Source organism: Pseudoalteromonas sp. SaAl2 (assembly GCF_052947895.1).
Map to the genome: position 1 here is coordinate 1,168,227 of NZ_CM129605.1, position 26,074 is coordinate 1,194,300.

Consider the following 26,074-nt stretch of genomic DNA (forward strand, 5'->3'; position numbering starts at 1 on the left):
ACATGAATAAGCATACTACTTTAAAACCATTACTCTACAGTTATATACGCTTTTCTACAATCGAACAGGCTAAAGGGCAGTCTTTAAATCGGCAGCTTAGTTTTGCTAAAGAGGTTGCTAAGGAAAAAGGGCTTGAGCTTGATGACTCATTATCAATGCGTGATATGGGGTTAAGTGCGTTTCATAAAACCAATATTACCCGGGGTGCTTTGGGTATATTTTTAGCGGCGGTTGAGCAGGGTAAGGTACCGGCGGGTTCTATTTTAGTGCTTGAAAGTTTGGACCGCATTTCTCGTGCAGCGCCGCTTGAAAGTCAGGGCATTATTGCACAAATTATTAATGCTGATATTACGGTGATCACGGCGGCTGACCGTAAAGAGTACAATAAAGAAACCATTAAAAAGAATCCGATGGATTTGGTTTATATTATCCTGGTGTTGATACGAGCCAATGAGGAAAGTGAAACTAAATCTCTGCGGGTTCGTTCTGCGTTAACTAAGCAATGTGATGATTGGTTAGCCGGCAAACGTGGTTTTAGGGTTAAGTGTGGTAAGCCGCCTAGCTGGGTAGTGTGGAATGATGATAAAAAGTTATTCGAGTTCGATCCGCACAATAAAGCTATTATGCTGCGTAAGCTTGAATTATTTAAAAAAGGGCACGGCGGTATAAAAATAGCTGAGCTTATTAATGGTGAGTTTGGTGCGGGTACTGTTCACCACACTGGGGCTAATGTTTATAAAGAGGTAAAGCGCCGTTCACTTATTGGTGAACTCAATGTCAAAGTAGGGGATGTTGATTACGTTCTTGAAGACTACTACCCGCCGTTGATGGATAAAGCAGAGTTTGATTTTTTAGTTACTGACTCTTCAAAACGAGGTGCTGCTAAGCACACACAAAAGTTTGTGGGTATTCTATCTGGCATTGGTGTATTTAAGTGTGGTTGTTGTGGTAAATCGGTCGGTTCGCATGTTGTTTATCGTAAAAAGTGTATTGATGATGTAAAAAGTAGCCATAAGCGCTATGGTTGCGTGGAGGCTCGGCGTAATAATAACTGTGAAATGAGCTCAACAGTGCAAATTGAAATGGTAGAAAATGCAGTAGTAACGTTTTGCCAGGATAAAGTAAACCTGCAACGTATATTGTTAAAAGGCAGCGACCGCGAACTAATTAATACTGAAGAATCAGTACTGGTTGCGCAGCTTGAAAAAATTAATGACGATATAAATTCACTTACAGAAACGCTTTTAATACTTGAGGGCACGCCACCACAGGCGATAGCTAATAAAATATCAGCCCTTGAAACACAATCGCGTGACATTCAAACCCAAATAGATACCAGTAAAAACAAGCTTGCTAAAATTGATCACTCTTTTCGTGATGAGGTAACTGATCGCTGGTTATCGCTTACTAAAAATCTTGTTACTTTATCTGGTGATGAGCGCTTGGCCATTCGCCAACTCGTTAAAGACACCTTTAAAAGTATTACTCTGCAAATTGATGTTACTCAAACTGAAAAGCAGGGCGGTTTGTTATCTGTGTTTAATCAGTTATTAGGTGATGCAACAGCTGATTACTTTGACCTGATGCTTGAATTTCATAATGATAAAAAGCGGTTGTTAAGGGTTAATAAGCTTAACGGTGAAGTGATGACGGGGTTAGATGTTTAGATGTATTTAGCCTAGTTCTTATAACATATCGGTATATACATAGTGTAGACAAACGTCTACATGAGCGCATATACTACAGAGGAATCATTTAAAGGAGGTAAGAGTATAGCTAAACACAAAGACAAACACATTCAAGCTGCAATAGATTATGCAATCAGCCAAGGTTGGGTACTTGTTAAAGGCGGTAAATCGGCGCATTGTTACGCAAAGATTAGATGTGGTAATTCAGAACATGGCACTCATATGATGAGTATATGGTCAACCCCTAAAAATTGCGAAAACCACGCGAAACAAATTAGGAATAAGGTTGACCAATGTAATAAGTAGGTGGCGCAAGCCACCTTTATTGAGCCTGTTAATTATAGTTTTTGTTAGTAAGTTTTAATTTTTAAGTTATATAAACAACATTTAGAAGTACAAACATATTTATACATATATTTATATTCAATTAAGGTCGTGATTTATGAACACATATGAGTTTTCACTAGTGCTAAGTGGGGTAGATAAAAATACACCAAACTTAGAAGATACACTGTTTGAAGCTGGTTGTGATGACGGCTTGATCTGCAGCTATAACGATACTGTCTATATTGATTTTATGCGCGAAGCAAATAGCTATAAAGAAGCTGTTTTATCTGCTATAAAAAATATAGAGTCATCACCACTTAACGCAAAAGTTGTTTCAGTTGATGCAGGTGATTTAGTTGGTGTTAGCGACATCGCTCAATTATCTGATATTTCAAAGAAGACAATTAGTGCATACAAAGACGGCAAAAGAGGCCCAGGCGAATTTCCTAACCCAGTATATCGCCTTAAAAACACAAACCCATTATGGCGCTGGAGCGATGTAGCTACTTGGCTTGCTGATAATGGAAAAGTAGACATTGAACTAGCGCAGCATGCGTTAGTTACTGAGGCTTTTAACCAAGCTTTAGCACAACGATATTCAACTCCCGTTGTAAAACAAATAGCGAACGAGCTTACAGAAGCTTGTGCTATATAAACCAAACCTTTAAATGATTCAAACAAAAGCACCCTGATGGGTGCTTTTTTATGGGTTTAGTATTTGTGTATCATTCGGCTTAGTTTTTCGTTGGCGGCTTTGGCTATTTCTAGCAGCTGGTAGGGCTGTATTTTAAAACTTTCACGGATGACGTTGGGCAGTTTGTCGAACGATGTAACCATGTCTTCTATGGCCAGTGCATGCGTATGTGTGGTTTCGCCATCTTCTATAGTGAGTAATATGCGCTGGTAGTCCAGTGGGCTCGGTGCTTTGGTGATGGCTAGTTGTTGCTGGGCGTCAAATGCGCGGATCACTTGTAGGTGAAACTTGGGGCTTATCCACATCGCGTAGGCGTAAACCAGTTCTTTGCAAACCCAAGTTCCTATACCGCGCTTAGTTTCAACGGGGTTGTCCATATCTGGACAAGTTGAGATTTCGTTTATTAAATCTTTAGTTTGTTCAAGTCTTAGAAATTTGACTGGTCGGTTTTTATCTAGGCCGCCACTTACTTGGTGTAAATCATTGATGGAATATAACCCGTCATGTAAACGGATCTGTTTTGATAAGATGGATAGAGTAGTCATGTTAAAACCTTTTTGTTGATGTTTTAAAAACATCACCTAAGGCTGCGAATCCTAGTGGTGATGCTCTGAGCAAGGTTCGCAGTATCGGCCAAAAAGGAATCCGACCAGCCCGAAGGCTGCCTCACCCAGAGCACCATAATGATGGCGCGACTAGGCACCGCTCACAAAAAAACACGCATAAGTGTATTGGCGTGTTGTGAGCGCCTTTTTGAACTTTCGAGCTGCGACCCTCGACACCAGATTTTGCTGGTGTGGGGTAAGTATGGGCTGAGCATTATTTTTTGTCAATATCATGCTTGTAGTTCTTCTAAGTTGGGGAGTACTTCTAGCGCTTCGTCTAGGTCTTCACATTCATAAGTAACACGATGACCAGGCGTTCTAATGTCAATTATTACGCCGTCGTCATCTTCTATTATGCTGATCACTTTTTTAGCCATGTTCTTCTCCAAGTGCACACGCTATGTTATAAGGAACATCTTCTAGGTTTTCGCTATCAAGGGCATCTAGAGCTTTGGATATACGACCATTGGCTTCATCAAGTTTACTTTCAAGGCTTTCAATTAGCTTAAGTGAATTTTCGGCTAAGTCTTTAATTTCAAATGATGTATATCCCTCACGGCCTGATTCATCTTCGCAGATTATTTCAAGCTCACCTGCTTCATATTGCTCAGGTTCGGCAAGTGCTAATTCACTTAGAAACCATTTAACATTTTTCATAGTTTTACCTCGTCATTTATAAACCCAACACCATCTAGGGCTAAAATATCCTTCACATGTGCTTGTAGTATTTTCATATTTGAAGCCAGTATTGCAGGTGTTTGATTTTTTGCATCAGCTTCAATATCACGCAATGTGTTATTCAAAGATGCCAACATACCTATTCTTTTCTTTTTAATACTCATACGGGTTCCTTAAAATAAGAGTCGTTCTTGCCTTGGTTGTTTTGCTGTTGGTCTGTTATCAGCATCAACCACTTCTATAAATGGTTCTTGCTGATATTGGTTGCACAGCTCTGTTATGAATACTTGGGTGCCGTGGGTTTGGCAGTGGCCATAACGGGTTTTTGTTTTAGCTTGCCCGCGCCAGTCGGTATGCGGGCAATGCAGATCGTCGCTTTTACCTATGTGTTTATAGGCCTGACAGCTAATACAGGCCTTTGGCATAGTGATTTTATTGATCATGCAACCCACAATTCATTAAGTTCACGTTCTAGGCGGTGTTGGTCTAGTCGGTCTTCTAGTTGTTCGCGTGGCGATTTGGTTCGTTCTTCATAGGCAACGGGTACGGCTTTTTTAGTGCCGCTGGTTTTTGCTTGGGTACTTTAGCCGGTTGTTTTTTTACTTTGCGTGGTGTATTGCTGGCTTGGTATTTTTTACGAGTACAGCCGCAGCCGGTTACTTTGCCTAAGTTACCTTTACGAACTGAACGTTGAGTGCCGCAAATACATAGGCATAAAAAGTATTGTTCGCCATTTTCGTTGGGGCTTTCTTGCGATAGTACGGTCCAGTTGTTAAATACATCGCCGGCGCTTATTTTTCCTGTAGCCATTTTATTGCTCCTTAGCCTTTTTGAATCGTTCTGATAAGTAGAGGTCGCCATTAGCCCTGCCACCTGTAGGAATTTGCCAGCCCCATGAACCAACGGGTTTAGCTCCACCCTTTAAAACCAAACCTCTCTTTTTTGCCGCTGTTCTAGTCATCACTGGGACTGGAACATAATCAATCTCGCTATCACTAACGCAGAACACTTTGCCCTCGAGGAGACATTGTGAAATTTCAATCGTTTTTTGTAGTCGCTTTTTAAGCTTTTGGTTCATGCTGCCTCCTTTAATAACGGGAGTGTTGAATCGTGTATTTTTTTACTTAATTTAGTGCACCCCAATACTCCTACGAAATACATTAAGGGGTGAGCTATTACGTTATGAACAAACCAATTTTTATATAATTTACTCATGCTGCCTCCTATGCTGCTTTTTTAAAGTCTGCGGGGTTGAGTGGTTTGAAGCGGCTGCAAAATACGTTGATCACTTGGTCGGTCATGGCGTCAAATACTTGCTGCTCTACGGCTTTACCTTGCTCTACGATGTTGCCTTGCTCGTCAATAATGGCGAGGGTGTGGCCTTTGCCTAGTGTTAGGCTGTTGGTACCTGATGTTATTAGGCTCATGCGGCCTCCTTGGTTTGCTTTGGCTGTGTGTTTTGCGCAGCGTTTTTACGTTGATAAAATTGACGTATGCGTGCCCGTTGTTGGGCTATGCAATTGCGTTTAAATTTGTGCATCCCAATACTCTGGTTTAAATTGGTGATAGATGTCGCTTACGTATTTAGCCTGGTGCTTGGCATCGTCTAGGGCGTTGTGTGGGTTGCCTTTAAATTCGTTTGATTTTTTAGGGTCGATGTTTAGTATTCTGCGGCCCATGTCTACAACGGTGCGAATGTCGCGGTCATTGCTAAAATGCCATGGTTTGGTCATTTTGGTGGCGGTGTAGGCGTTGGTTAGAATGGTGTTGTCGAACGTGGCACCGTTACCCCATACGATGCGGTTTTTGTAACCTTCGATTTGGTAAAGCCAGTCGTTAAATTCGAGCAGAGCGTCTTTTAATAGCATGGTGTCTTTGCTGTTAAAAATAGCGCGGGCTTCGTCGCTTTTTTTCATCCACCATTTTAGGGTTGCACCGTCTACTGTGCCGTAGTTCATGGCGTCTTCTAGGTCGATGACTTGGTAAAATTCTGCTCCAATGTTGCCTGTAAGTGGGTTGAAAAATACGGCGCCAATAGAGACGATAACCGCATTTGAGTGCTGGCCTATGGTTTCTAGGTCTAGCATTACGTCGTTTAGTTCTGTGTTCATGGTGGTTCCTGTTATTCTTAACTTATGTTTAGTAGTGGTTAATTCCATTTAGGAATTAACCACTTAATACTTAGAAAGACTCCGGTTGTGCTACAGCACGAACGGCAGCCATTATTCCTTGCTGCAAATGAGTTTCAGCAATTGACACCCATCGCTGATCTATTCCTTTACGACTACGCATTGCTGCAATAACAGTTTTTAGCCTTTCTCCTTCCGCTTTAATGTGGTTCATATCATTAATTTCTTGTTGGCTTAAATCTCGATAGCCTTTGATTTTCTTGTGTTGGTTTTCCATCTTCATCTCCAAGGGGCTAAGCCCAGTTGTTTACGTTTGTCGTTCCACTTTTTAACTAGCTGGCAGGCTTCTTGTTGAAGCTTTTTGTTAGTTAGTAAGCGGCTGATCTCTTCTGGCTTTTTTGCTTTAAAGCTGACTAAGGTTTCGAGCGTTGCTTGCTCAAAGCTGTTCATCTTCATTGCTTAAAGTAAGTAGGTCTGTGGCTGTTAGTTCCCAGTTATTGGCTTTAACACGGCGTAACCAGTTACCACAGAGTTCTAAGGTTGCTTTTTTAGGGCGTAAGCCACCTTTTTGGCGCTTCAACTAGTTCGGCTTCGTCGTCTTTGTTAAGGATGATTAAACCGCCTCGGCCACTTTGATGTAAGTAGAGTAGTGGGGTTTGTCTTGCGTCATGGCCCTCGACCATGCCACCAATGTGATATGGGTAAGTTTGTATTATGTCGGCTTCACCACGGTAGATTTGCACTATGTCAGCAGCTGCTAAGCGATTTTTAAGTTCGCTTATTTCGGTTTTAAGTTGGGCCGTTATTTTGCGTTCGCTTTGATACTGGCGCTTTTGTTGCTCAGCTGCTAGGCGTTGGCTTTCAAGGCGTTCTTTATAGCTTTTAATTTTGTCGCGTAGCTTTTTAGGTGTGCTGGCTATTTCTTTAAATGCAGCAAGGGTAATGTTGGCATCTTGGTTTTTGGCAAGTGCCTGATCGCGTTCTCGGTTTGCTTGCGCTAGCTCTATTTGGGCGTTCTCAAGGTTTTTAAGTAATACAGCTGCGCCTTGTTCGTAGTCTTTGACCACGGTGGTTAGTTTGTCGTTTTGTTCTTGCAGCTGGTCGGCGTCAGTGACCAGTTGATCAAATTCGGCTACTTCTTGGTTGTAAGCCGTTACTAAGGTGTCGATTGCATCGACTACTGATAAAGGTTGGTTGGCCATGTTCATATCCTGGTGTTGTAGTAACTTCAATTCAGCCCACTCGTTGAGTGAGCTGTCAGAAATTACTAAGCAGTTGCTTCAATCATTAATACGGTGTCGATGCTGTCACGAATATTGGTTTTCACTTCGTTAAAGGCATCGTCTAGTACTTTTTGAGGTTCAATTAGTTCATACCAAATTGACAATTGACCTTCGCGCAGGCGATAACGTAAGCGCGCTTCAATGCGATAACGTGTGCCGTTTTGGAATGGGGCAATGCCGATCGCGATTTTTTCAGGAACTGTTACTGTGCCCTTGCTTTGGTTTTGCTCGCTAAATTGAAATTCAAACTCGCCAGACTGTAAACGCACACTATTACTGAATACAGCGGTGCGTATTACGCTAAACTTGGTGGCAATTTCGAGTAGCTCACCGCCTGATGGTTCTGCAAAGTCTTTAATGTTTTCTTCAATGAATTCGGCAAAAGTTAATTGGTTAAATTTATTTTTGTCGTTTTGAGTCCATGTAATCCATTCACGTGATTTAGGGCAGGCGTATTTAATTTGATGATCACACCAGCTGGCACTTTCTACAGTGTGGTAATCCAGCATGCCGGTAACGCATTGTGTGTCGTCGTTAAATATAACCATGCTGTCTTCATCGCAAAACTTCGTAAAATAAGTAATGAATGAATCGGCAGATAGCACGTTTAAGTTTTTACGGATGCGTGTTGGGGCATCTAAAAAATGCTCAACGTTTTCTAGGCTATACCCGCGAGGTACTGCTACAAATGGAACACCGCCTGCTACTTCATGCAAATGTTGCGCGGCAGCGTTGTCGTATTGAATTTCTAATTCTTGCTTTTCCATAGTTAAGGTCTCTTAGTTTTGGCCAGAAGCGGTTTTAAGTTCGCTTGGCGTGTTTGAAGTTTCAACAGATTTAAGGTCTAAAGACTGTTGGTGTGGGTCATTACGAATAAGGTCGCCATCATAGGTTGACCACATAATGGTTTGAGCGCGGTCAAGTTGTGGCACTTTGTTATTTGTAGTGCTTTGAATAGTTACGGTGTCTTCACTGCCTTTCATGAGTGACACTTTTAGCTGCAAGCTTACTGTGCCTTGCTTGCCAGTTTCACGAACGCCTTGAATAACCTCTGCTAACAGCTCAGTTAATTCGGCATCTAAACAACCTTTTTCAAGGTAAGCCATTGTTTGGCTAAATGGGGTAATGTGCTTATCGCTCATTGGTATATCCTCTCGTTGTGGTGGTTAAACCCATCGGTCTAGGTTTTGTTCAAAAATTAGCAGCGCTACAAGTGCGATTACCCAGAGCAATGCTGTTAGGTTTTTCTTTAGGGTTTTCATGCGGCCATTAGCGCTTTTGGGGCGCGTGTGTTTTCTATTAGGCTTAAAAATGCTTTGGTCATGCAGAGGTCGCGGCGGGCGCTGGCGTTTAGGGCGATTGAGCCTATAACCTGCTGGGTATGCGTATTTACAAGTGCTATGAAGCAGTATTTAGTGCCTGATTCGTAGATGCGTAGCTCTTCACCTTGCATGCGTTGGTTCATAAAGTGAATGCGTTGTTTTAGTTGGTTTATTACCAATGCTGTGAATACGTTTAGCATGATTGTTCGTCCTTTTTTCCTGTTGTGTTGTTGGTTGGTTGCTTACGGCAACCACTCGGCTGGGCTAGTTGGGCAAGTGCGCGCCAGCAGGTTGTGAAACGGTTGCCTTGAGTTAGGCCGCGTGTGGCGGTGGCTCAGGGTATGGGTTGTTGGCCGCTTTAATATTTGGAATTACCAGTTCAAAGGGGCTTGCTTTTTGTGCTTGCTTTAGCGTGTGAAGTAACGGGGCCGTGGCGGCGTTATTTCGGGCTGTTGGGAATAAAAATACTTTGGTCATCGCTATTCTCCTTGTGCCGTTAGGCTGCTAGTAAGTCGTTTTGTAGTTCACGCATGCGGCGTAAACGGGTGGTGCGAACTGTTCGGGCTACCCGAATAGTTCTAAAACTGCGCTCTAGGTCGTTATTTGCTGCACTAATTAGGCAAAGCAGTATGCAAACTGTGTAGCGCAATACGCCTTGCTTGATTGCTTGGTGTACCGTTTGGCGCATGGAATGGGTGTTAAATTTAAAGCTGAGCTCGTTACAGGCTTGGCGAACCGTGCACAGTTTTACGCCTAACTCAGCAGCGATACATTTTTGCGGTAGGCCTTTAGCGACCAATAACAAGGTGCGCGCTTGTTGGGTTGGTAGGCGTGAATAGGGCTTGGCGTTAACGTGCATGTCGTCAAGCTGGTATCCGGTTTCTGTGCGTTGAGTGTTCATAAATGAGTTCTAACAATTTAAGTTGTTATTCAGAATACAACTTAAATTGTTTAAGTCAACATTAAATTACAATTTAAATTGTATTGTTGTTTAGGTGGGACTTTTGATGGGCATAAAAAAACCGCCGAAAGGCGGTTTTTCTTTAAGTTATAGTTAACTATTTTGCAGGTCAGAAACCAGTTCATCTTTAGTTGGAGACTCTATTTTTACTCTCTGATTCCTAAGCTGCATTATTAAGTGTTTATGAGTAATATCGAATTCATTGAATATTTCAGCCCAAGTTCGTACATAACCTCTAATACGTGATTCAGCACCAAAAACAAGACCTTTATGCCCTTTACCACGGTTATCTTTGAGTCGTTGTTTTATAATGTAATCATCTGTTGAAATTTTACAGCCAACTAAGATGATATCAAAAGTCATATCTGGATCGTTAAAACCAGTATGCTTATTAATTACAGCTGCATACTTTTCGATTTGTCGTAAATGTTTTTCATTGAGTACAGTGCTTGGTCTTTTTATTTCAATCACGGTACATCTAAAGTGGGAGCCGATTTCCTCGGTATATGTGATCATCTTTCGTGCGAGAAAAAGATCAGTTTGGCACCGGATATTCTCTAGGCTTAAATTGCTGTTGACCAAATCCTCAATTTCTATCTGATCTTTATTAGTTATCGTTCTTAAAAGTTTCTCAGAAGTTTTTTTGAAAATCATCTTCCTCAGCCCCTATAATTTCATATTGAGCGCCGAATAACCAAAAATTATTCTCAATGATTTTCTGTAAATCAGGGGTTTCTTTTGTATCTTTAGAAAACATTTCAAACAGATATTTTAGTTTCTCAATTGTATCAGAGCGTTTAGTTAAGACTTCAATAGTACTAATTATATGATCAAGCTTTGTTCTCTTAATTTGATTAGCAAGAGTGTCTAATTTTTCTTGGGTCAAATCTAATACTCCCTCGAGAACTTCTAATAGACTATCATTCTCGTTGGATACTGTGATTTTGTCCAGTAAGGCGACAAGTATTTTTTTATGCTTATTGCTTTTCAGACCGTTGAAAGTGTTGGGTTCGGCAATATGTATGCTTTTGATCAGATTCTTTGTGTGCTCGATTCGTAGTCTTTGTTCTTCTTCTTTTTCATGTTTATAAGTTGGAATAAATCCTTTATTTTCAAAGTCTTCTACAAGTTCATCTGCTTGTTCTATAATGAATTCATTATATAAACGTCGAGATTCATTCTTGATAAATGATTTCAGTTTTGTGAATGTCTCAGAACACGGTGAGCTCTCATTGTCATCATAAAGTGATAAGGTACGATTTGTTGATGTATTAAAATTATTAAACCAACTTGAAGTGATATAAGCACTTAAATAAAAACCATTTTTGTAATTTAGTCCTGTTAGATCATTATAGACATAACGTATTTCGGAGTTGTAGTAGTAGTTATAGGACTTTTCTTTATTAGGTTTCTCGTCCCAAATAATTAAGCTTATAGAAAAATTATGGCCATCTATTTCTTTGTCAAAAGTGTGTAATCTATGCTTCGGTGGTTTGATATCAATAGAGTTAACTTTAATTGATAATTTATTATCGATAATTAGCTTCCAACCAAATTCTAGCGAGAATTCTTTGAGAAGCTGTTCAACTCGAGGGATTTTTTCAGCTTGTTTTTTAGTTATGTTTGTTAAAGATACGCAAGTACCTTTCTTATTTTTTAAAACAGTTGAGTTTTGTTCACTGGCTGTTATAGGTGTAATTGAGTAATTAGGGATTTCTTGAGAGAATGCCGAAATTATTGCATGCTCATCATGATGGCAAGTAAACCAAGTTGCTTGAGTTGCAATTTTATGGAATGAAAAACGGCCCCTTCCTTGACTTCCTTTTTCATCAAAACTGTCTTTTGAAGATGAATCCCATTGATCAAAATTTGTATCAGGGTTTTGAAAGTCAATTCCATCACCATTATCAATAATATCTATTTTATCAACTGTTTGAACCTCATCGTCATAGAAATAAAGTTTAATGTTTACGTCGTTGGCTTTTGCATCAATACCATTCCAAACATACTCACTGACCACTTCGAAAGGTTTATGAGAGTTAAAACGTTTTGTTATTGCTTTATTACTTATAGTAGCTGTTCTAGTTATGGTTTTAGCCATGTTTTCAATTCCTTTTTCTATAACTTCCAATAACAACACCACAAATGGTGGCATCAGGCAGCATTTCTATTATTGGGTTGGGCCAGTTAGGGTTGAGTGCTTTTAAGTATTTTTGTGAGCCATCAATAATTAGTTGTTTAAATGTAGCCTCAGTATTGCCATTTTGCCTAATAACAACGCACGAACCATTACGCGCTTCGACCTCTGGATCAACGAAAATTATTTCGCCATTAATAAAGTCGGGTGACATTGACTCGCCTTTTACTTCAAGTGAGTATGTTGATTGACTGTGTTTTTCTGGGCATGGGTAAAATTCGTCAATATCATTTAAATGTATATCAGTCCAATGACCAGCTTGCACCCAGCTGATTAACGGAACGCTAGGGCTAAATTTTTTCATTTCTATAGTGTTGCTTTCACTTAAACCCATACTACCATTGCCAGATTCTAACCAATCTGGTGATACATTTAGGAACCTTGCTATAGCAACAAGGTTTCTCGGCTTTAAGGTCTTACCCGAACATATGGCATGAATGGACTGCTGGCTAGCACCTATAGCGCTAGCGACTTTTTCCCTGAGTTATGTCTTTCATCTCTAAAACATAACTTAAACGCTTAGCTAATGTATTCATAATTATTAATTTTTATGGTTTTTCTCATTTTACAAGAAAATTTGTAACATAGAAAACAACTTAAATTGTTGTAAATTACAATTTAAGTTGTATGATGTGAGGAGTTAATTACAAAGTAGGTATCAAAATGACTACTCAACCAGCATTACAAAAAGCAATTGCTACCTTAGGTGGCCAAGTAAAACTTGCGGATGCAATTCAAACCTCTCAACAAAACGTATCTAACTGGCTAAGAAACCGGCAAAGTTGCGCCTGGCAAAGTCATTCTTATTGAAAAAGTCACGGGTGTGCCTAGGTATGAATTGCGGCCTGATATTTATCCGCCTGAGGAAAGCAAACAAGCTGCTTAGGTTGGTAGTTTTCATGTGGGGTATTCCTGTGTTGTTGTGCGGTTAATTTTAGTGCAATAGCTCAATAAGGAACAAACCTGCGCAATATATGTTTTTTTATACAGGTGATTTATGGCGGTTAAAGATTTGACGCTTAGTTTTACTGTTGATAGTTCGGCAGTGATGCCACTTTTTGATCGTTTGCGTTCTGCGCTTGAAAAGCTAGAAGTGCATGTGGCTAATTTGGTGTGCACTAATATTGAAGAGCTGCGCCAAAAAGGCGATTTGTATGTGATGGTAACTCATTTTAATAAAGACGATATGAGTAGTGTGGTGTGTCTTTATCCAAGTGAGGGTTTATTACGTATTGCGAAAGCTGTGTTTGATAAACGATATGAAGACTTATTGCCAGAGCTAATACCTTCAGTATCTGAGTTTGTTAATTCTAGACCACCTAAAATTAAATAGGGATTGATAATGGAAGAGCAAAGAATACAAACGCCACCACCACCACCGCCACCAAGAAGGTGATTTTAAATAGCGATAAAAACAGTGATAGGAGCAGATGATATGCAAGCTTGCAGCAATGAATTAAAAGGGCCTGTTGGTCGTACAAATAAAGATGAGGTTATTACTCATATTCGAAATTTAGCTGAACAAGGTAAGGAAATGTGTGATGAAAGTTATAAGGGAGTGTTTTTAAGACTCCCTTATACGAGTGAGTTAATTAGTTGTGATGAGCTACTTAATCAGTTTCGCGCACAAGTTCTTTGATTAGTCGATCATAAACTTGAATTGTTAACTCGGGTGTTGATGCGTCTTCGAAAACTGTATCTGTAATTTTTTTGGCTAGGTCCATTTGATCTACTAGGTCAATAGCTACATTTTTGAGGTGTTCAGGCATTTTTGATTGAGCTACTGCTATGTGTTTATCAAACGGGTTATCGGCTTTCATGGTTTAGCTTCCTTATTTTGGTTTGTTGGTTTGGTTACTGAACATACTAATTTAAGGAGGCGCTTTAATACAACACAGGAATAATAATAATGCAGCAAACGACTTTGCAGGATTTACATGATGCGTTGCAGTACCTTGACCCTAATTGCTCGCGTGATGAGTGGGTTAAGGTGGGCATGGGTATTAAAAATGAGTTTGGTGATGCGGGCTTTGATGCGTTTGATAGTTGGAGCGCTGGCAGTGAGCAATATAAACCGAGCGATATTAAAAGTACGTGGCGCAGCATAAAAGTGGGCGGTGGCACTACGATTAAATCGGTTTTTAAAATGGCTATTGATAATGGTTTTACTGTTAAGCGTGAACCGATATCCCCAGAAGAACAAGCCAGGCTTAACGCTGAATTTGCACAACGTGCTAAGGAGCGCGAAGCGCAAGAGGCAGAAGATGAAGCCGCGCGCCAGCGTTGGCATGGGGTGATTGCTGATTTTTCCAGAATACTTGTCGACCAATTTACTAAACCTGTTAACTCTAATAAATATTTGGCTACCAAGAAGGTGGCCAGTTTTGGTTTAAGCAGCTTTAAAAGTGCTGTGATAGTTATTTTTAGGCCTAATTTTACGACTGAGACTGTGGCAGGTGGTAAAGAGATTAAGCAATTTTTTGCTGATTTGCCTGATAAGGAAACCCGCGATTTTAGCTTTTTGCATTTTAAGCGTGGTGATTTAGTGATGCCGTTAATTGATATTAATAAGGCACTTTGGAATATTCAGGTTATTAATGAGCAGGGTACTAAGCTGTTTTTAAAGCATGGCCGTAAGGCTGGGTTGTTCCACTTTATTGGTAAGGCGAGCAGTTGCAATATTTTGGCTGTTTGTGAGGGGTATGCCACTGGGGCAAGTATTCATATGGCGACTAAGTGGCCGTGTGCTGTTGCGCTTGATGCGGGTAATTTGATGGCGGTGGCTACTGAGCTTAAACAAAAGCTTGCTGATAAAACCTTTATATTTTGCGCTGATGATGATGCCAATACGAAGGGGAACCCGGGTGTAAGTATGGCTAATGATGCTGCGGCTGCTGTTAATGGTTTGGTTGCGATACCTGACTTTTCTGCTGTTGTTGATAAGGCGGCATAATGGCAAAGAGTACTTTAAATGATTGGAATGATTTACATGTTAATGCTGGGCTTGATGCGGTTAAAGCACAGTTACTGAGTGTGATTGACAAGCCTAGTGCTAATGATGGTAAGCAAGAAAATAACCCGCCGCCGAAAAACGCTGACGCGCGACAGCGTTCTCTGGGGGATGAGCAGTGGCAGGCTAATTTCCAAAGAACTAATTCGGGCAATCCTCAGGCGAGTATTAGTAATACAAAGTTGGTGCTTGAAAATGACCCCGCTTTTGATGGTGTTTTGGGCTATTGCGACTTTAGTTACCGTATTATTAAACGTAAGAAACCGCCTTTTTTAAAGGGTAAAGCGGGTGAGTGGACCGATACTGACACTGAGCGCTTACGTATTTACCTTTCTGAAACGTATGGTTTTACGCCTAGGGCTAATGATGTGCTGGGTGCTATTTTGGTTCACTCTGAAGAACATGCTTTTCACCCTGTTAAAGATTATTTGAATTCGGTTAAGTGGGATGGTACGCCGCGCGTTGCTGTGTGGTTGCATAATTACTTGGGCGCTGAAGATACTGAATATGCCGCTATGGTTGGGACGTTCTTTTTGGTTTCGGCTGTGGCGCGGGTGATGTGCCCGCCAGTTAAGGTGGATTCGGTTTTAATACTTGAGGGTAATCAGGGTTTAGGTAAGTCGACCATGTGTAATAATTTGTTTGGTGATTGGTTTACTGATACGCCTATGGCCCTTGGTGAAAAAGATACGTTTCAGCAAATGCAGGGGATGTGGGGTATTGAGTTGGCTGAGCTTGATTCGTTTAATAAGGCGGAAAACACGAAGGCTAAACAGTTTTTTGGCTCTAAGGTTGATAGGTATCGCCCAAGTTATGGGCGTATGGTGCAGGAGTTCCCTAGGCAATGTGTGTTTGTGGGGACGACTAACCAAGATAGGTATTTAAAAGACTCTACGGGTAACCGGCGTTACTGGCCTGTGATGTGTACAAAGATATGCCAGGATGCAATTGCCCGTGATAGGGATCAGCTTTGGGCTGAGGCGCTTCATTTGTTTAATGGTGGTATGCCGTGGTGGCCTACTGATGAATATAAGCATTTGTTTGAAGAGCAGCAGGAAGATAGGTTTGATTCTGATGTGTGGGAAGGGCTTATTTATGATTGGTTGCTTAAGAATATGCGTGGTGATTATTCGTTGGCCGATATTATGACTGAGGTGCTTGGTATGGACCCTCATGCTATGCGACCGCCTGAACAAAAGCGTGTTGGCCAAATTATGCATAGGCTTGGGTTTACTAAAAAGAAGAAACGGATTGATGGTAAGCGCCCTGCGTTTTATGTGCCACCTTTGGGGTTTTGGGATGCAAAATAGGCTTTTTAGTATGACCATGACCAGTAAAGGTGACCGCTGTAAGGTGCGTGGTTGTTGGTGTGGTCATGGTGGTCACGGTGGTCACGGTGTTTTCGCGCACACATACGCGCGCGGGTGCGAGCGGACACGCGTATTTTGTACTTTCTATTTATATGTTTGTTCTTGTGTATGTAAAAACACTATGACCACCATGACCAGTATGACCAATAGAGTAAATACAAGGGTTCTAGCGGTCACGGTAGGTGGTCACGGTAAAAGTAAGGGTGACCAAGGCGGTTTTAATTTGTTATTAGGCTTTAGCGGGGAATGATGATGCAGTTAGTTACGACGATTGATGATTTGCTTAATGAATGGGGTGTGTGGTCTCAGGCTGGGTTAGGGCTTACGTTGAGCTCTGCATCGAATGATGTGATTACGTCTATTGATGATGATATGGGTTTGTTGATTGATCAAGCGGTGGCTATGTTAGGCCAGTACGCACCAAAAACTAAGAAGGTGATTATGATGAGTTACCGTTCTCAGTTGAGTACTAGGCAAATAGCTAAGAATTTAGATATTGGTGAAACGAAAGCTAGGCAGTTGTTGTTGAGTGGTTCGGCTTGGCTTGAGGGCCATTTAATGGCTAAAGGGGTTTTAATTAAAACTGCTGCATAAATAGTTTGCAATTGCGCGCGCAATAACTATACTAATTCAGGTAAGCTTAGCAAAGCTGCATCATAAAGCCCGAGGTTAACACCTTGGGCTTTTTTGTGTCTGCTGATTTATCCTTACATCCTGTTGTTGTAACCCGCTTTGGTTTTGCCTTAGCGGGTTTTTTTACGTTTGAGGCCTTAAATGAAAGTTAACAAACTATTAGCCGCTGGTGTTACGGGCGTTCTTGCTTTGGCTGGTGTGATGGTTGCTGAATTTGAGGGTGAGGTAAGAACAGGTTATGTGGATCCTGTTGGTGTGGTTACGGCCTGCTTTGGCCATACTCAAACAGCTGAGCTTGATAAGACTTACACTGAGACTGAATGTTTAAATCTGTTTGCTATGGACTTAGGTGATCATAATGAGCAGTTATTGAGAGCGGTTAAGCAACCGCTTTCAACAAGTGAGCATGCTGCTTATTTGTCGTTTCACTATAACGTGGGCGCTGGGAACTTCCGTAGTAGTACGCTGCTTAAATACTTAAATAACGGTGAGCGTGTTAAGGCGTGTAATGAATTACCACGCTGGGTTTATGCTGATGGCCGTATGCTTGCTGGCTTAGTTAAGCGCCGTGAGCTGGAGCGCCAACTATGTTTGAGTGAGCTAACTGATGCTTAGTTTAAATAAGGTTGTTTTTGCAGGCTTAGCAACGATGCTAGGCATTGCTGTAATTAGGTATGCAGGCCTTGAGTCTGATTTAACGCAAGCGCTTGACGATAACAAGCAGCTTAAGGCGTCAGTAAAAAGTTATAAAAACCATGCAGAGTATTTGACTAATAGTTTGGCAGTTGCTGATCAGCAGAACAAGCAGCTGCTTAAAGAGCGTGACTTACTGGCTAAGTTAAGAGCTGATCACCAACAGCAGCTTACTTCTATTAAAACTCAACTCCAACACTCTACCTCGCAGCTTGATGCGTTAAGGCTTTCAACTAATGAAACAACTAAGACCTGGGCTAACGATTGCGTGCCTAGCACTGTTATCAGCATGTTCAAGTACGCAGGAGTTGAAGCCTGCAGTAAAGACAATAGTACAAACTAAATATGAGTTTGTGTTGATGCCTAATGAGTTTATCAAGCCATGCAGTGTTAGCCCTTATGTTGTTGGTGATAATGCATCACATAGTCAATATACGGTTTATTTAGAGTCTGTTATTGATACGTGCAATGAACAATTATTAAAAGCAAGAAGTTGGAACAATGCGAATAGAGACTAGTGATATAGCTATGCAAAAAGCGGTAAGTGCAACGACTTACAGTGCAAGCTTAGGCGCAGCAGCTGGAGGGATTTTAAGCTTGAACGAATGGGCCATATTACTGGGTATAGTGTTTGCTGCGGGAACCTTCTTGGTTAACGCTTGGTTTCAGCATAAACGTAATGAACGTGAAGCACGTAAGCATGAGGATGATAAAGAGTTTCATCGTGCGCGTATGGATGCACTACAACAAAGCGACCAAGCACAACTGCTTTGCCAAGATAAGTTAAATGGCAACTAAGCCAGGTACTTGGTGCACTAAGTGCAAAGCTGTTCACAGAGGTGAACCATGCCCTAAACGCGTACCGTTTGGCCGTAAGCGTAACGGGAACAAAAAATCAGGTAGAGGTGGCCGTGTGTGGCAGCGAACAAGAGAGTTTATATTTCATCGTGATAACTTCTTGTGTCAGATATGCAAAGCTAAAGGTGTTCTAACCTCTGTTGAGTTGCACGGTGCTTACCATGGTATATGTGATCACATTGTGCCTATCAGCCAAGGTGGTGACGATAAGATAGATAACCTTCAGACCATATGCCAAGCATGTGATAAAGAAAAAACAGCACTTGAGTCACGTCAAAGTCTTAACCCGGGGGGTAGGCAAAGTTTAGCGCTACCTCACGTACACCGCCCCCTCAATTAGATTTTTATGCGGGGGCTAAATGAAATTGAAAAACCCACTTGAAGAGATTATTTGGTAATTATGGCAGGTAGATACCCAGCAGTAGCAGAGGACACAGCTAATAAGGTTGTTCAGTTCCCTAATTCTGCTGAAAACAAGGAAATTAGTGATAAGGACGCGAAAAAGATCGCGACCCAATCGCGTCCGCGTGGTATGTCAAAACCAGAGCAGCAGGTATGGAATAGCGATATACCTGAGTATGTAAAGATTAATCGCTTCAAGCCTCACTATGTTCGTTTTTTTAAAGAGTACTGCATTGTAATTGCTCGCATGGAAGCGGCTCTTGCATACCTAGAAGCGAATGATTGGAAGTATACAACTGAAGGCCGTAACGGTACTCAGCATAAAACAAGGCCAGAGGCCAGCCAGTACAATGACGACTGGCGTAAGCTCAACAGCTTGATAAATCAGATTGGTGGCAGTCCTGCGACAGACCAACGGTTTAACAATCTGCAACCTGGTTTATTTGATGATCTGTACTGAGTTCACCTAAATGCAAAATCGTAGTAATTACCCAACGTTTCAACGTGATCACTTAGCTGATATTGAAAAGTATGCATCTGATGTATTAAGCGGCAAGCGGCCATCTAACAAATATGAGATGTTAGCTGTAGAACGTGAAAGTCATGACCTAGCAAGAGCAGGAAGTAAGGACTTCCCATATTATTTTGATCCTGAAGCAGCACTTAAAGTCATTTGGTTTTTAGAAACTTTCAGCCATGTAAAAGGCAAATGGGCCAGAGCAAAAGGGCATGAAGGCTTACTTAAATTAAGCGGTTGGCAAAAGTGGATAACAGCCCAAGTATATGGCTGGAAACATATAGAAACTCATCGCCGGCGTTTTCGTACAGCATTCACGTTAGTACCACGTAAAAACGGCAAATCTACTTGGGTTGCCCCAATTGGTTTATACATGCTAGCGAATGATGATGAACCAGGCGCTGAAGTTTACTGCGGTGCGACTACACAAAAACAAGCAAACGAAGTGTTTAATCCTGCTAAAAAGATGGCGTTAAAACAACCTATATTTAGACGCCGTTTTAATATTGAATTGTTTGCTCAACAAATAGAAAAAACAACGGATGGCGGCAAGTTTGAACGCTTAATTGGTAATCCTGGTGATGGTGGTTCACCAAGTTGTTATTTATGTGATGAGTATCACGAACATGATGATGACGACCAACGCGATACGATGATCACCGGCATGGGTGCCCGAGAGCAGCCACTTGAATGGATCATATCAACAGCCGGTTCTAATTGGTTTGGGCCATGTGGGCAATTCCAAAAAGAGTGCCAAGAGATTCTTGAAGGAACCCGCACCGACGAAACTGTTTTCGCAATGATTTACACCATAGATAAAGATGACGACTGGCAAAGCGAAGAAGCACTGCGCAAGGCTAATCCTAACTTTGGTATATCAGTAGAGGTTGAGTTTCTTTTAAACCAGCTTTCAAAAGCAAGGCAATCAGCGCGTAAGCAAAACGCATTTAAAACAAAGCACCTTAATTTATGGGTAGGTGCTCGCGAATCTTGGCTTAACCTTGAAGATTGGTTATCAGCTGCTGATAGCACCCTTACAATGGAGCAATTTACTGGTGAGGAATGCACAAAGGGCGTCGACCTTTCAGAGTCAGACGACTTAACAGCCGATGTTACCTGCTTTACCCGCGAGATAAACGGCAAATTACATTACTACTTCTTTGCTAAAACCTACGTAACAGAGGCTAAAGCAAACGAAATAGACATTTATCGTGACTGGGTAGACCAAGGCCACTTAATTGAATGCGAAGGTACCAGCATAGATTACGACGAAGTAGAACGCGCTATCGAAACCGATAACGAAAACTACCAAGTAACAGGCTTATTTTACGACCCAGCAGGTGCAGCACCTATTGCACAGCGCGTGCAAAACAGCACAGGCATAGAGCCAATTAAAGTGTCACAAAATTACACCAATTTTTCACCGGCAATGCGTGAGTTTGAAAACTTACTCAGGCAAGGCCGCATACACCATAACGGTGATCCAGTTCTTACTTGGTGCTTAGGCAACGTAATAGCCAAAGAAACCATGGACGGTAAATATATCCGCCCAGTAAAAGAACATAAAGACAACAAAATTGATACCGCCGTCGCTAAGTTGCTGGCCTTCATTGGCTCATGGCAGCCTGAAGAAGATGATGGTTCTAACCAAGAGTTTTTGGAATTCTAATGTTTAATATCCCGTTTTTAAGTCGTTTCAGCAGTAAAACCGCGCCAGCAGTTAATAACTCTGCTGATCAAAAAGATATTACAGTGCAGGATATAAATAGTTTATCTGACCTGTTTGGCGTCATGCCATCATTGGCAGGCCCAGCTGTAACGCCTAAAACATCAATGAAAGTGTCTATTGTATTTGCTTGTGTACGCCTAATCGCCGGTGCTATTGCGCAGATGCCCGTACATATATTTGAGCAAGGTGATAATGGCGATAAAAAACGCCTTGCAAACCACACTTTAGCTAATCTTTTTAACCTACAACCCACAGCTGTGTGGAGTGCTGCAACGTTTTGGGAGTTCATGGTTTCAAGTGTTTTGCTGCATGGCGATGGTTATGCCGTGTTATTACGTGATCGCAATGGTGACATAGAAGAGATTTTACCAATTAGCCCGGTAGGTATGAACGTTGTTAATAACAACGGCCGGCTAAATTACTTTTTTACACTTGATGGTACTGCCCGCGGATTTGATCAAGACGACATATTGCACTTTCCTGGCTTTGGCTTTAACGGCCTTAAATCTATGTCGGTTATTCAGTGGGGCGCGTTTAACAGCATTGGCCTTGAACTGGCCATGGAGCAACACAGCGGCGAATTCTTTAAATCGGGCTCAACGCAACGTGTAGCCGTTGTTAAAAAAGGCAAATGGGATGAACAGCAAAAAGAAAAGTTCCGTACGGCATGGGTTAAGGCCTATGGCGGTGTAGAAAACTCAAAATTCCCACTTGTTCTTGATGAAAGCACTGATGTTAAAGCATTGAGCTTATCAGCTAAAGACTCACAGCTGCTTGAATCACGTGAATTTCAAATTACCGATATAGCCCGCGCATTTGGTTTACCTAGTTTTATGGTAAACCAAGAGCAAAAATCAACATCATGGGGCTCAGGTATAGGTGAAATTGGCTTATCGTTCTTACGCTTTACGTTAGGGCCACACCTTAACCGCTTTGAACAAGAGCTAAACCGCAAACTGTTTTTAAACAAACCGATGTTTGCCGAGTTTATAGCCGCTAATTTAATGCGCTTAACGCTTAAAGACAGAAACGAAGCCTACCGCCAAGCAATTGGTGGCTCACAAGGCCCCGGCTGGATGAGCATAGACGAAGTTCGTAAGCTCGAAAACCTCCCTGAATTTGGTGGTAAATACGCTTTACCATACGACCCAATTGCAAATAATCAACCAATGGAAAACGAATCATGAATAACAGCCGCAAACTAATGCAGTTAGTTAAAAATAACTGCCAAAACCGTGACCAAGTTGGTTATCAAGTAAAACAGCAATCACCTTTGGCTAACGCAGGCGAAAGCCGCCCAGCATTTTGATTTACGATGTAATTGATCCATGGTGGGGCGTATCAGCAGAAATGATAAAACGCGACCTGCTAAGCATTACTGATGCAACCGACATCGATGTTTATATTAACAGCCCAGGTGGTGACGTATTTGAAGCAACCGCTATTTACTCAAGCTTAAAAGCGCACTCTGCAAAAAATCCATGTTCATATTGATGGTATAGCAGCCAGTGCAGCAACGCGTATTGCATTAGCAGGTGACACTATTGAAATAGCTGATTCGGGCTTTTATATGATTCACTACGCCTGGACACTTGCCCTTGGTAATGCACAAGAGATACGCGACACCGCCGATATGCTTGATAAAGTCGACAACACCATTGTAAACGACTACGAAAAACGCACTGAAGCAGGCGAAGAACAAGTACGCACCTGGATGAAAAACGAAACATGGTTTACTGCACAAGAAGCCTTAGAGCATGGCTTTGTAGACAGCATTATGCAAGAAGGCACAAGCGATTCAACAGCAAATAAAGCGTGGGATTTAACGTCATATCAAAATGCACCTAAACCCCAACAACCACAAGATAAATTTGTGCAGCGTGATCGGCTAGAACGATTTGCCAACATGCTGTTAAAAACTGGCTAGCTCCGCTGGCACCACTACTAAAGCACCTACGGGTGCTTTTTTTTGTACTTAAAATTGAGGAAATTGAAATATGTCTATCCAACAAAAGCGTGAGCAGCGAAAAGATTTAGCTGTAACCCTAAACAAATTGGTATCGGATCACCCTAAAGATGAAGCATGGGGTGATGACAAGCAAAAAGAAATACGACGACCTAGTAACTAAAATTGATGCACTAGATGGTGATTTAGACCGCCAACAAAAAGTGCTCGACCTACAAGCTAAGTCAAAGCAAACCATTCAAGACCGCGCCGATAATAACGGTATTTCTACTGATGAAGCAGAGCACCAACTTCATCAAGAAAAAGCCGCGTATGCATCGTGGTTACGCGGTGGTATGTCGGCGCTCAATGAAGAACAACGCAGCGCAGTACAAGCCCGTATCGACAGCCCTAAAAATACCATGAGCACAGGCACCGGTTCAGAAGGCGGTTATTTAACAGCTGACGAAATTGCACCGGGTATTTCACAAGCGCTTAAAGCATATGGCGGCATGCGTGAGCTTGCAACCGTAGTACCTACAGAAACCGGCTCTACAATTCCTTGGCCTACGGCTAACGCAACCGCTGAGCAAGGTGAGTGGTTAGCGGAAAATGGCACAGCAGATGATGAAGATACTTCATTTGGTGTTCGTAACATTGATACGCACATGATCAGCTCTAAAGTGATTGCAGTACCGTTCCAATTACTGCAAGACACTCAGTTTGACCTTGAAGGTTACATTAATGGCCAAATTGGTATGCGCATTGGCCGCACCTCAGAAGATAGCTTTATTAATGGTGATGGTACTGGCAAACCACACGGTATTTTAGCTGATACCACAGCGGGCAAAGTAGGGGGTTCAGGCCAAATTGCAACCGTTATGTATGATGACTTGGTTGATTTACAACACAGCGTAGACCCTGCGTATCGCCGCAGCATGCAATGCGGTTACATGATGAACGACGCTACAATCAAAGTCGTTAAAAAACTTAAAGACCTGCAAGGCCGCCCGCTTTGGCTACCGGGTATGGAAGCCTCAGAGCCTAACACCATTTTAGGCAAACCGTATGCAACAAACCAACACATTCCAACCATGGCGGCTAACGCTAAGTCGGTTTTGTTTGGTGATTTTTCTAAATACATTGTGCGTGATGTATCGCAAATGTTGTTCTTCCGCTTCACAGATAGTGCATATAGCCGCAAGGGCCAAGTTGGTTTCTTAGCATTTATGCGCACAGGTGGCCGCTGCATTGATGTAGGTGGTGCTGTTAAGTACTACCAAAATGCAGCCGCTTAATTGATGCTCCAATTGCCCCTGTAAAGGGGCTTTTTTATTTAAGGAATTTGACCATGGCAGCTAAAAAGCTAATTACTGCACGTGTACTGGTTGCATGTGTAATTGCAGATCAATCTTTTGAACCAAACGCACTTGTAAAAGGCGATGCTGAGTTACTTGAGCCACTTATTAAAGTAGGTGAGTTATCAAGTGACAAAGCAGCGGTTGACTACTGCAGCAAAGAGCTAGAAGTAAAAGTTGTTGACCTTAATGCGACTGATGAAGCCGCAGAAAGTGAAAACACCGAAAACACTGACGGCAAAGAGTAACAACAATGAAAATGCTCCGAAAGTTAATACAGGCGCCAAGTATTGAGCCATTCACTGTAGAAGAACTGGCAGCACATACCCATGCTGATGATGATCACCATGATTATTTGCAAAGTTTGGTACCTAGAGCGCGCAAACGTTTTGAACAACGTAGTGGCCGGTTATTAGTAGAGCAAACATGGCAGTTTGCACTGCCCAAGTTCTGCAAAGAAATACACTTGCCTTACGCGCCGCTTCGGAGCATCACATCAATTAAATATATTAATAACTTGGGGCAGCTCGTTACTATTGACCCAAGTGAATACCGTGTAATTGAACATGGATTAACGGCCATAATTACTCCTAAACTAGGTGGGCAATGGCCAGCGGTTGGTTTTAAAGTAGCAGATGCAGTGCAAATTGAATGCGTATTTGGTCATGCTGCGGTTGATGACAATGCAATTGATGCCGCCACCATGCTAGACCAGGACAAATACGACCTAGCAAAACAAGCCATATTAGTACTTATTGGTGATTGGTTTCGTAACCGTGAAGACACTGCGCCCGTCAAACTTTACGACATGCCTAATGCATTCAAAGCTATTGCAGACGAACTAGCCGTGAGAACTGCTATGAAATCGCTCCCAGCTGCTAAATACAACTGCAAAGCCAGCTTTGGTAAAGGCACAAAATCAAATGATGGCTATAACACTAACAGCCATCAACATGAGTTTTATAAATGGGTAAACATACAAACAGGTGCAGCAAAAGAGTTTGAGCAAAGCGGCCAATTAATGGGCGAAATAACTCACACAATCTCGTGCCGTTACAGCAATAAAATAACCCCAACACAGCAGATTGTTTATAAGCAACGCGTGTTTGAAATCATTGGCACGCCCGTTAATCAGGACTTTGCAAACGTATTAACTATTATCGCGGTTAAGGAGATCACACATGCTTGATACAGGTATTGATATTTCTGGCCTTAAAGAAATGGAAAAAGCACTGCTTGATATAGCCAAAGAAGTGGGGGCAAAAAAGGCCACCGGCATGATGACCAGCGCCATAAAGCAAGGCGCCATTAAATACCAGCAAGGTATGCAACGCAACGCGCCCGAATCAGACATAGTTCGTAAGGTTAAAACCAAGCGCGGCCAAAAAGTAGAAATTCGCCCTGGCTTTTTAAGATCGCGCATCCAAGTAAAGGCAAGTACTAACCGCCAAGGGCGTGAAACCCGCCGCTTTGGTAAAGGGGTTGTATCGCTAGTACGTGTTGGTGTGTTTAAAGTGCCTTACATTGTGCAAGTTGAATACGGCACTAACAACCAGCAGGCAGACCCATTTATTCGCCAAGCATTCAAAAAAGCGTACTAATCAAGCTGTTGTTGTCATAAACAGAAATTTAGCCAAGCGCATAAAGCTTGCTGAACGTCGCATTGCTAAAAAGA

The 26,074-nt window shown here is 41.8% G+C and carries 47 protein-coding genes and 1 pseudogene; 25 read left to right on the forward strand and 23 right to left on the reverse strand.

Annotation, left to right across the window (positions count from 1 at the left end):
* Positions 1 to 2: 2 nt before the first annotated feature.
* Entirely contained in the window at positions 3 to 1,667 is a 1,665-nt protein-coding gene (locus tag ACU8V8_RS05700) for a recombinase family protein (protein WP_446889079.1), read from the forward strand.
* Positions 1,668 to 2,130: 463 nt separating this feature from the next.
* Positions 2,131 to 2,670 carry a helix-turn-helix transcriptional regulator gene (locus ACU8V8_RS05705; RefSeq protein ID WP_446889080.1) on the forward strand — a complete coding sequence of 180 codons (540 nt, stop codon included), beginning with the start codon at positions 2,131 to 2,133 and terminating at the stop codon, positions 2,668 to 2,670.
* Between the two features lie 56 nt (positions 2,671 to 2,726).
* On the opposite strand, the gene ACU8V8_RS05710 is transcribed toward ACU8V8_RS05705, so the two are convergent.
* The 22 genes and pseudogenes from ACU8V8_RS05710 to ACU8V8_RS05815 form a co-directional block, all read right to left on the reverse strand.
* A complete protein-coding gene (locus tag ACU8V8_RS05710; protein ID WP_446889081.1) occupies positions 2,727 to 3,254 on the reverse strand; it encodes a KilA-N domain-containing protein in 528 nt (175 codons plus the stop codon).
* A 290-nt stretch (positions 3,255 to 3,544) separates the two neighbouring features.
* The gene (locus ACU8V8_RS05715; protein ID WP_446889082.1) at positions 3,545 to 3,691 is read right to left on the reverse strand and encodes a hypothetical protein; all 147 of its coding nucleotides are present in this window, start codon (positions 3,689 to 3,691) and stop codon (positions 3,545 to 3,547) included.
* Positions 3,684 to 3,971, reverse strand: a complete 288-nt coding sequence (locus tag ACU8V8_RS05720; protein WP_446889083.1) for a hypothetical protein — start codon at positions 3,969 to 3,971, stop codon at positions 3,684 to 3,686. The genes ACU8V8_RS05715 and ACU8V8_RS05720 overlap by 8 nt, the downstream gene beginning before the upstream one ends.
* Positions 3,968 to 4,156, reverse strand: a complete 189-nt coding sequence (locus ACU8V8_RS05725) for a hypothetical protein (RefSeq protein ID WP_446889084.1) — start codon at positions 4,154 to 4,156, stop codon at positions 3,968 to 3,970. The genes ACU8V8_RS05720 and ACU8V8_RS05725 overlap by 4 nt, the downstream gene beginning before the upstream one ends.
* A gap of 9 nt (positions 4,157 to 4,165) precedes the next feature.
* Positions 4,166 to 4,435 carry a hypothetical protein gene (locus ACU8V8_RS05730; RefSeq protein WP_446889085.1) on the reverse strand — a complete coding sequence of 90 codons (270 nt, stop codon included), beginning with the start codon at positions 4,433 to 4,435 and terminating at the stop codon, positions 4,166 to 4,168.
* A gap of 55 nt (positions 4,436 to 4,490) precedes the next feature.
* Positions 4,491 to 4,802 carry a hypothetical protein gene (locus tag ACU8V8_RS05735; RefSeq protein WP_446889086.1) on the reverse strand — a complete coding sequence of 104 codons (312 nt, stop codon included), beginning with the start codon at positions 4,800 to 4,802 and terminating at the stop codon, positions 4,491 to 4,493.
* Between the two features lies 1 nt (position 4,803).
* Positions 4,804 to 5,070 carry a hypothetical protein gene (locus ACU8V8_RS05740; protein WP_446889087.1) on the reverse strand — a complete coding sequence of 89 codons (267 nt, stop codon included), beginning with the start codon at positions 5,068 to 5,070 and terminating at the stop codon, positions 4,804 to 4,806.
* A gap of 145 nt (positions 5,071 to 5,215) precedes the next feature.
* The gene (locus ACU8V8_RS05745; RefSeq protein WP_446889088.1) at positions 5,216 to 5,419 is read right to left on the reverse strand and encodes a hypothetical protein; all 204 of its coding nucleotides are present in this window, start codon (positions 5,417 to 5,419) and stop codon (positions 5,216 to 5,218) included.
* Positions 5,420 to 5,518: 99 nt separating this feature from the next.
* Positions 5,519 to 6,103 (reverse strand): 3'-5' exonuclease, encoded by a 585-nt coding sequence (locus ACU8V8_RS05750; RefSeq protein ID WP_446889089.1) that lies wholly within the window; start codon positions 6,101 to 6,103, stop codon positions 5,519 to 5,521.
* Between the two features lie 70 nt (positions 6,104 to 6,173).
* A complete protein-coding gene (locus ACU8V8_RS05755) occupies positions 6,174 to 6,398 on the reverse strand; it encodes an Acb2/Tad1 domain-containing protein (RefSeq protein WP_446889090.1) in 225 nt (74 codons plus the stop codon).
* A gap of 2 nt (positions 6,399 to 6,400) precedes the next feature.
* Positions 6,401 to 6,571 carry a hypothetical protein gene (locus ACU8V8_RS05760; RefSeq protein WP_446889091.1) on the reverse strand — a complete coding sequence of 57 codons (171 nt, stop codon included), beginning with the start codon at positions 6,569 to 6,571 and terminating at the stop codon, positions 6,401 to 6,403.
* On the reverse strand, positions 6,558 to 6,701 hold the full coding sequence (locus ACU8V8_RS05765) for a hypothetical protein (RefSeq protein ID WP_446889092.1): 144 nt from the start codon (positions 6,699 to 6,701) through the stop codon (positions 6,558 to 6,560). The genes ACU8V8_RS05760 and ACU8V8_RS05765 overlap by 14 nt, the downstream gene beginning before the upstream one ends.
* Positions 6,670 to 7,323: a hypothetical protein gene (locus tag ACU8V8_RS05770; protein WP_446889093.1), complete on the reverse strand. Its 654-nt coding sequence runs from the start codon at positions 7,321 to 7,323 to the stop codon at positions 6,670 to 6,672. The genes ACU8V8_RS05765 and ACU8V8_RS05770 overlap by 32 nt, the downstream gene beginning before the upstream one ends.
* A gap of 65 nt (positions 7,324 to 7,388) precedes the next feature.
* Positions 7,389 to 8,171 carry a DUF2303 family protein gene (locus tag ACU8V8_RS05775; protein ID WP_446889094.1) on the reverse strand — a complete coding sequence of 261 codons (783 nt, stop codon included), beginning with the start codon at positions 8,169 to 8,171 and terminating at the stop codon, positions 7,389 to 7,391.
* A 12-nt stretch (positions 8,172 to 8,183) separates the two neighbouring features.
* A complete protein-coding gene (locus tag ACU8V8_RS05780) occupies positions 8,184 to 8,546 on the reverse strand; it encodes a hypothetical protein (protein WP_446889095.1) in 363 nt (120 codons plus the stop codon).
* 116 nt (positions 8,547 to 8,662) lie between these two features.
* Positions 8,663 to 8,926, reverse strand: coding sequence for a hypothetical protein (locus ACU8V8_RS05785; RefSeq protein WP_446889096.1), 264 nt, complete (start codon positions 8,924 to 8,926; stop codon positions 8,663 to 8,665).
* Positions 8,927 to 9,038: 112 nt separating this feature from the next.
* Positions 9,039 to 9,203, reverse strand: coding sequence for a hypothetical protein (locus ACU8V8_RS05790; RefSeq protein ID WP_016899782.1), 165 nt, complete (start codon positions 9,201 to 9,203; stop codon positions 9,039 to 9,041).
* Between the two features lie 19 nt (positions 9,204 to 9,222).
* Entirely contained in the window at positions 9,223 to 9,627 is a 405-nt protein-coding gene (locus ACU8V8_RS05795; RefSeq protein WP_446889097.1) for a helix-turn-helix transcriptional regulator, read from the reverse strand.
* 153 nt (positions 9,628 to 9,780) lie between these two features.
* Positions 9,781 to 10,203: a hypothetical protein gene (locus ACU8V8_RS05800; RefSeq protein WP_446889098.1), complete on the reverse strand. Its 423-nt coding sequence runs from the start codon at positions 10,201 to 10,203 to the stop codon at positions 9,781 to 9,783.
* A 115-nt stretch (positions 10,204 to 10,318) separates the two neighbouring features.
* A complete protein-coding gene (locus ACU8V8_RS05805) occupies positions 10,319 to 11,818 on the reverse strand; it encodes an ATP-binding protein (RefSeq protein ID WP_446889099.1) in 1,500 nt (499 codons plus the stop codon).
* A complete protein-coding gene (locus ACU8V8_RS05810; RefSeq protein WP_446889100.1) occupies positions 11,793 to 12,188 on the reverse strand; it encodes a LexA family protein in 396 nt (131 codons plus the stop codon). Before ACU8V8_RS05810 ends, ACU8V8_RS05805 begins: the two co-directional genes overlap by 26 nt.
* Before the next feature lie 60 nt (positions 12,189 to 12,248).
* A pseudogene (locus ACU8V8_RS05815) lies at positions 12,249 to 12,350 on the reverse strand (helix-turn-helix domain-containing protein); the annotation flags it as partial.
* A gap of 197 nt (positions 12,351 to 12,547) precedes the next feature.
* Between ACU8V8_RS05815 and ACU8V8_RS05820 the strand changes: the two are divergent.
* From ACU8V8_RS05820 to ACU8V8_RS05830, 3 genes are all read left to right on the forward strand, one after another.
* On the forward strand, positions 12,548 to 12,694 hold the full coding sequence (locus ACU8V8_RS05820; protein WP_446889101.1) for a YdaS family helix-turn-helix protein: 147 nt from the start codon (positions 12,548 to 12,550) through the stop codon (positions 12,692 to 12,694).
* 187 nt (positions 12,695 to 12,881) lie between these two features.
* Complete coding sequence (locus ACU8V8_RS05825; protein WP_446889102.1) at positions 12,882 to 13,217, forward strand: hypothetical protein; 336 nt, start codon at positions 12,882 to 12,884, stop codon at positions 13,215 to 13,217.
* A 102-nt stretch (positions 13,218 to 13,319) separates the two neighbouring features.
* Positions 13,320 to 13,523 (forward strand): hypothetical protein, encoded by a 204-nt coding sequence (locus ACU8V8_RS05830; RefSeq protein ID WP_446889103.1) that lies wholly within the window; start codon positions 13,320 to 13,322, stop codon positions 13,521 to 13,523.
* Here the strand turns inward: ACU8V8_RS05830 and ACU8V8_RS05835 are convergent.
* Positions 13,495 to 13,704, reverse strand: a complete 210-nt coding sequence (locus tag ACU8V8_RS05835) for a hypothetical protein (RefSeq protein WP_446889104.1) — start codon at positions 13,702 to 13,704, stop codon at positions 13,495 to 13,497. The two genes, ACU8V8_RS05830 and ACU8V8_RS05835, sit on opposite strands and share 29 nt — an antisense overlap.
* Positions 13,705 to 13,793: 89 nt before the next feature.
* Here ACU8V8_RS05835 and ACU8V8_RS05840 point away from each other — a divergent pair, with 89 nt between their 5' ends.
* From ACU8V8_RS05840 to ACU8V8_RS05935, 20 genes are all read left to right on the forward strand, one after another.
* Positions 13,794 to 14,837: a PriCT-2 domain-containing protein gene (locus tag ACU8V8_RS05840; protein WP_446889105.1), complete on the forward strand. Its 1,044-nt coding sequence runs from the start codon at positions 13,794 to 13,796 to the stop codon at positions 14,835 to 14,837.
* On the forward strand, positions 14,837 to 16,204 hold the full coding sequence (locus ACU8V8_RS05845; protein ID WP_446889106.1) for a VapE domain-containing protein: 1,368 nt from the start codon (positions 14,837 to 14,839) through the stop codon (positions 16,202 to 16,204). Before ACU8V8_RS05840 ends, ACU8V8_RS05845 begins: the two co-directional genes overlap by 1 nt.
* A complete protein-coding gene (locus ACU8V8_RS05850) occupies positions 16,194 to 16,514 on the forward strand; it encodes a hypothetical protein (protein ID WP_446889107.1) in 321 nt (106 codons plus the stop codon). Before ACU8V8_RS05845 ends, ACU8V8_RS05850 begins: the two co-directional genes overlap by 11 nt.
* Positions 16,511 to 16,858: an antiterminator Q family protein gene (locus ACU8V8_RS05855; protein ID WP_446889108.1), complete on the forward strand. Its 348-nt coding sequence runs from the start codon at positions 16,511 to 16,513 to the stop codon at positions 16,856 to 16,858. The genes ACU8V8_RS05850 and ACU8V8_RS05855 overlap by 4 nt, the downstream gene beginning before the upstream one ends.
* Before the next feature lie 180 nt (positions 16,859 to 17,038).
* A complete protein-coding gene (locus tag ACU8V8_RS05860; protein WP_446889109.1) occupies positions 17,039 to 17,512 on the forward strand; it encodes a lysozyme in 474 nt (157 codons plus the stop codon).
* Complete coding sequence (locus ACU8V8_RS05865; protein ID WP_446889673.1) at positions 17,505 to 17,933, forward strand: hypothetical protein; 429 nt, start codon at positions 17,505 to 17,507, stop codon at positions 17,931 to 17,933. The genes ACU8V8_RS05860 and ACU8V8_RS05865 overlap by 8 nt, the downstream gene beginning before the upstream one ends.
* A complete protein-coding gene (gene lysC / locus ACU8V8_RS05870) occupies positions 17,827 to 18,108 on the forward strand; it encodes an Rz1-like lysis system protein LysC (RefSeq protein WP_446889110.1) in 282 nt (93 codons plus the stop codon). Before ACU8V8_RS05865 ends, lysC begins: the two co-directional genes overlap by 107 nt.
* Positions 18,092 to 18,388 (forward strand): HP1 family phage holin, encoded by a 297-nt coding sequence (locus ACU8V8_RS05875; protein ID WP_446889111.1) that lies wholly within the window; start codon positions 18,092 to 18,094, stop codon positions 18,386 to 18,388. Before lysC ends, ACU8V8_RS05875 begins: the two co-directional genes overlap by 17 nt.
* Positions 18,378 to 18,788, forward strand: coding sequence for an HNH endonuclease (locus ACU8V8_RS05880; protein ID WP_446889112.1), 411 nt, complete (start codon positions 18,378 to 18,380; stop codon positions 18,786 to 18,788). Before ACU8V8_RS05875 ends, ACU8V8_RS05880 begins: the two co-directional genes overlap by 11 nt.
* 60 nt (positions 18,789 to 18,848) lie before the next feature.
* Positions 18,849 to 19,310 carry a P27 family phage terminase small subunit gene (locus ACU8V8_RS05885; protein WP_446889113.1) on the forward strand — a complete coding sequence of 154 codons (462 nt, stop codon included), beginning with the start codon at positions 18,849 to 18,851 and terminating at the stop codon, positions 19,308 to 19,310.
* 10 nt (positions 19,311 to 19,320) lie between these two features.
* Entirely contained in the window at positions 19,321 to 21,036 is a 1,716-nt protein-coding gene (locus tag ACU8V8_RS05890) for a terminase large subunit (RefSeq protein WP_446889114.1), read from the forward strand.
* On the forward strand, positions 21,036 to 22,283 hold the full coding sequence (locus tag ACU8V8_RS05895) for a phage portal protein (RefSeq protein ID WP_446889115.1): 1,248 nt from the start codon (positions 21,036 to 21,038) through the stop codon (positions 22,281 to 22,283). The genes ACU8V8_RS05890 and ACU8V8_RS05895 overlap by 1 nt, the downstream gene beginning before the upstream one ends.
* Positions 22,280 to 22,405, forward strand: a complete 126-nt coding sequence (locus tag ACU8V8_RS05900; RefSeq protein WP_446889116.1) for a hypothetical protein — start codon at positions 22,280 to 22,282, stop codon at positions 22,403 to 22,405. Before ACU8V8_RS05895 ends, ACU8V8_RS05900 begins: the two co-directional genes overlap by 4 nt.
* Positions 22,402 to 22,590: an ATP-dependent Clp protease proteolytic subunit gene (locus ACU8V8_RS05905; protein WP_446889117.1), complete on the forward strand. Its 189-nt coding sequence runs from the start codon at positions 22,402 to 22,404 to the stop codon at positions 22,588 to 22,590. Before ACU8V8_RS05900 ends, ACU8V8_RS05905 begins: the two co-directional genes overlap by 4 nt.
* Before the next feature lie 28 nt (positions 22,591 to 22,618).
* Entirely contained in the window at positions 22,619 to 23,023 is a 405-nt protein-coding gene (locus ACU8V8_RS05910) for a Clp protease ClpP (RefSeq protein ID WP_446889591.1), read from the forward strand.
* A gap of 70 nt (positions 23,024 to 23,093) precedes the next feature.
* Positions 23,094 to 23,225 carry a hypothetical protein gene (locus tag ACU8V8_RS05915; protein WP_446889118.1) on the forward strand — a complete coding sequence of 44 codons (132 nt, stop codon included), beginning with the start codon at positions 23,094 to 23,096 and terminating at the stop codon, positions 23,223 to 23,225.
* Entirely contained in the window at positions 23,188 to 24,339 is a 1,152-nt protein-coding gene (locus ACU8V8_RS05920; RefSeq protein WP_446889119.1) for a phage major capsid protein, read from the forward strand. The genes ACU8V8_RS05915 and ACU8V8_RS05920 overlap by 38 nt, the downstream gene beginning before the upstream one ends.
* Positions 24,340 to 24,392: 53 nt before the next feature.
* A complete protein-coding gene (locus ACU8V8_RS05925) occupies positions 24,393 to 24,647 on the forward strand; it encodes a hypothetical protein (protein WP_446889120.1) in 255 nt (84 codons plus the stop codon).
* A 5-nt stretch (positions 24,648 to 24,652) separates the two neighbouring features.
* Positions 24,653 to 25,588, forward strand: coding sequence for a head-tail connector protein (locus ACU8V8_RS05930; RefSeq protein ID WP_446889121.1), 936 nt, complete (start codon positions 24,653 to 24,655; stop codon positions 25,586 to 25,588).
* Entirely contained in the window at positions 25,581 to 26,000 is a 420-nt protein-coding gene (locus ACU8V8_RS05935; RefSeq protein WP_446889122.1) for a hypothetical protein, read from the forward strand. Before ACU8V8_RS05930 ends, ACU8V8_RS05935 begins: the two co-directional genes overlap by 8 nt.
* Positions 26,001 to 26,074: the final 74 nt, after the last annotated feature.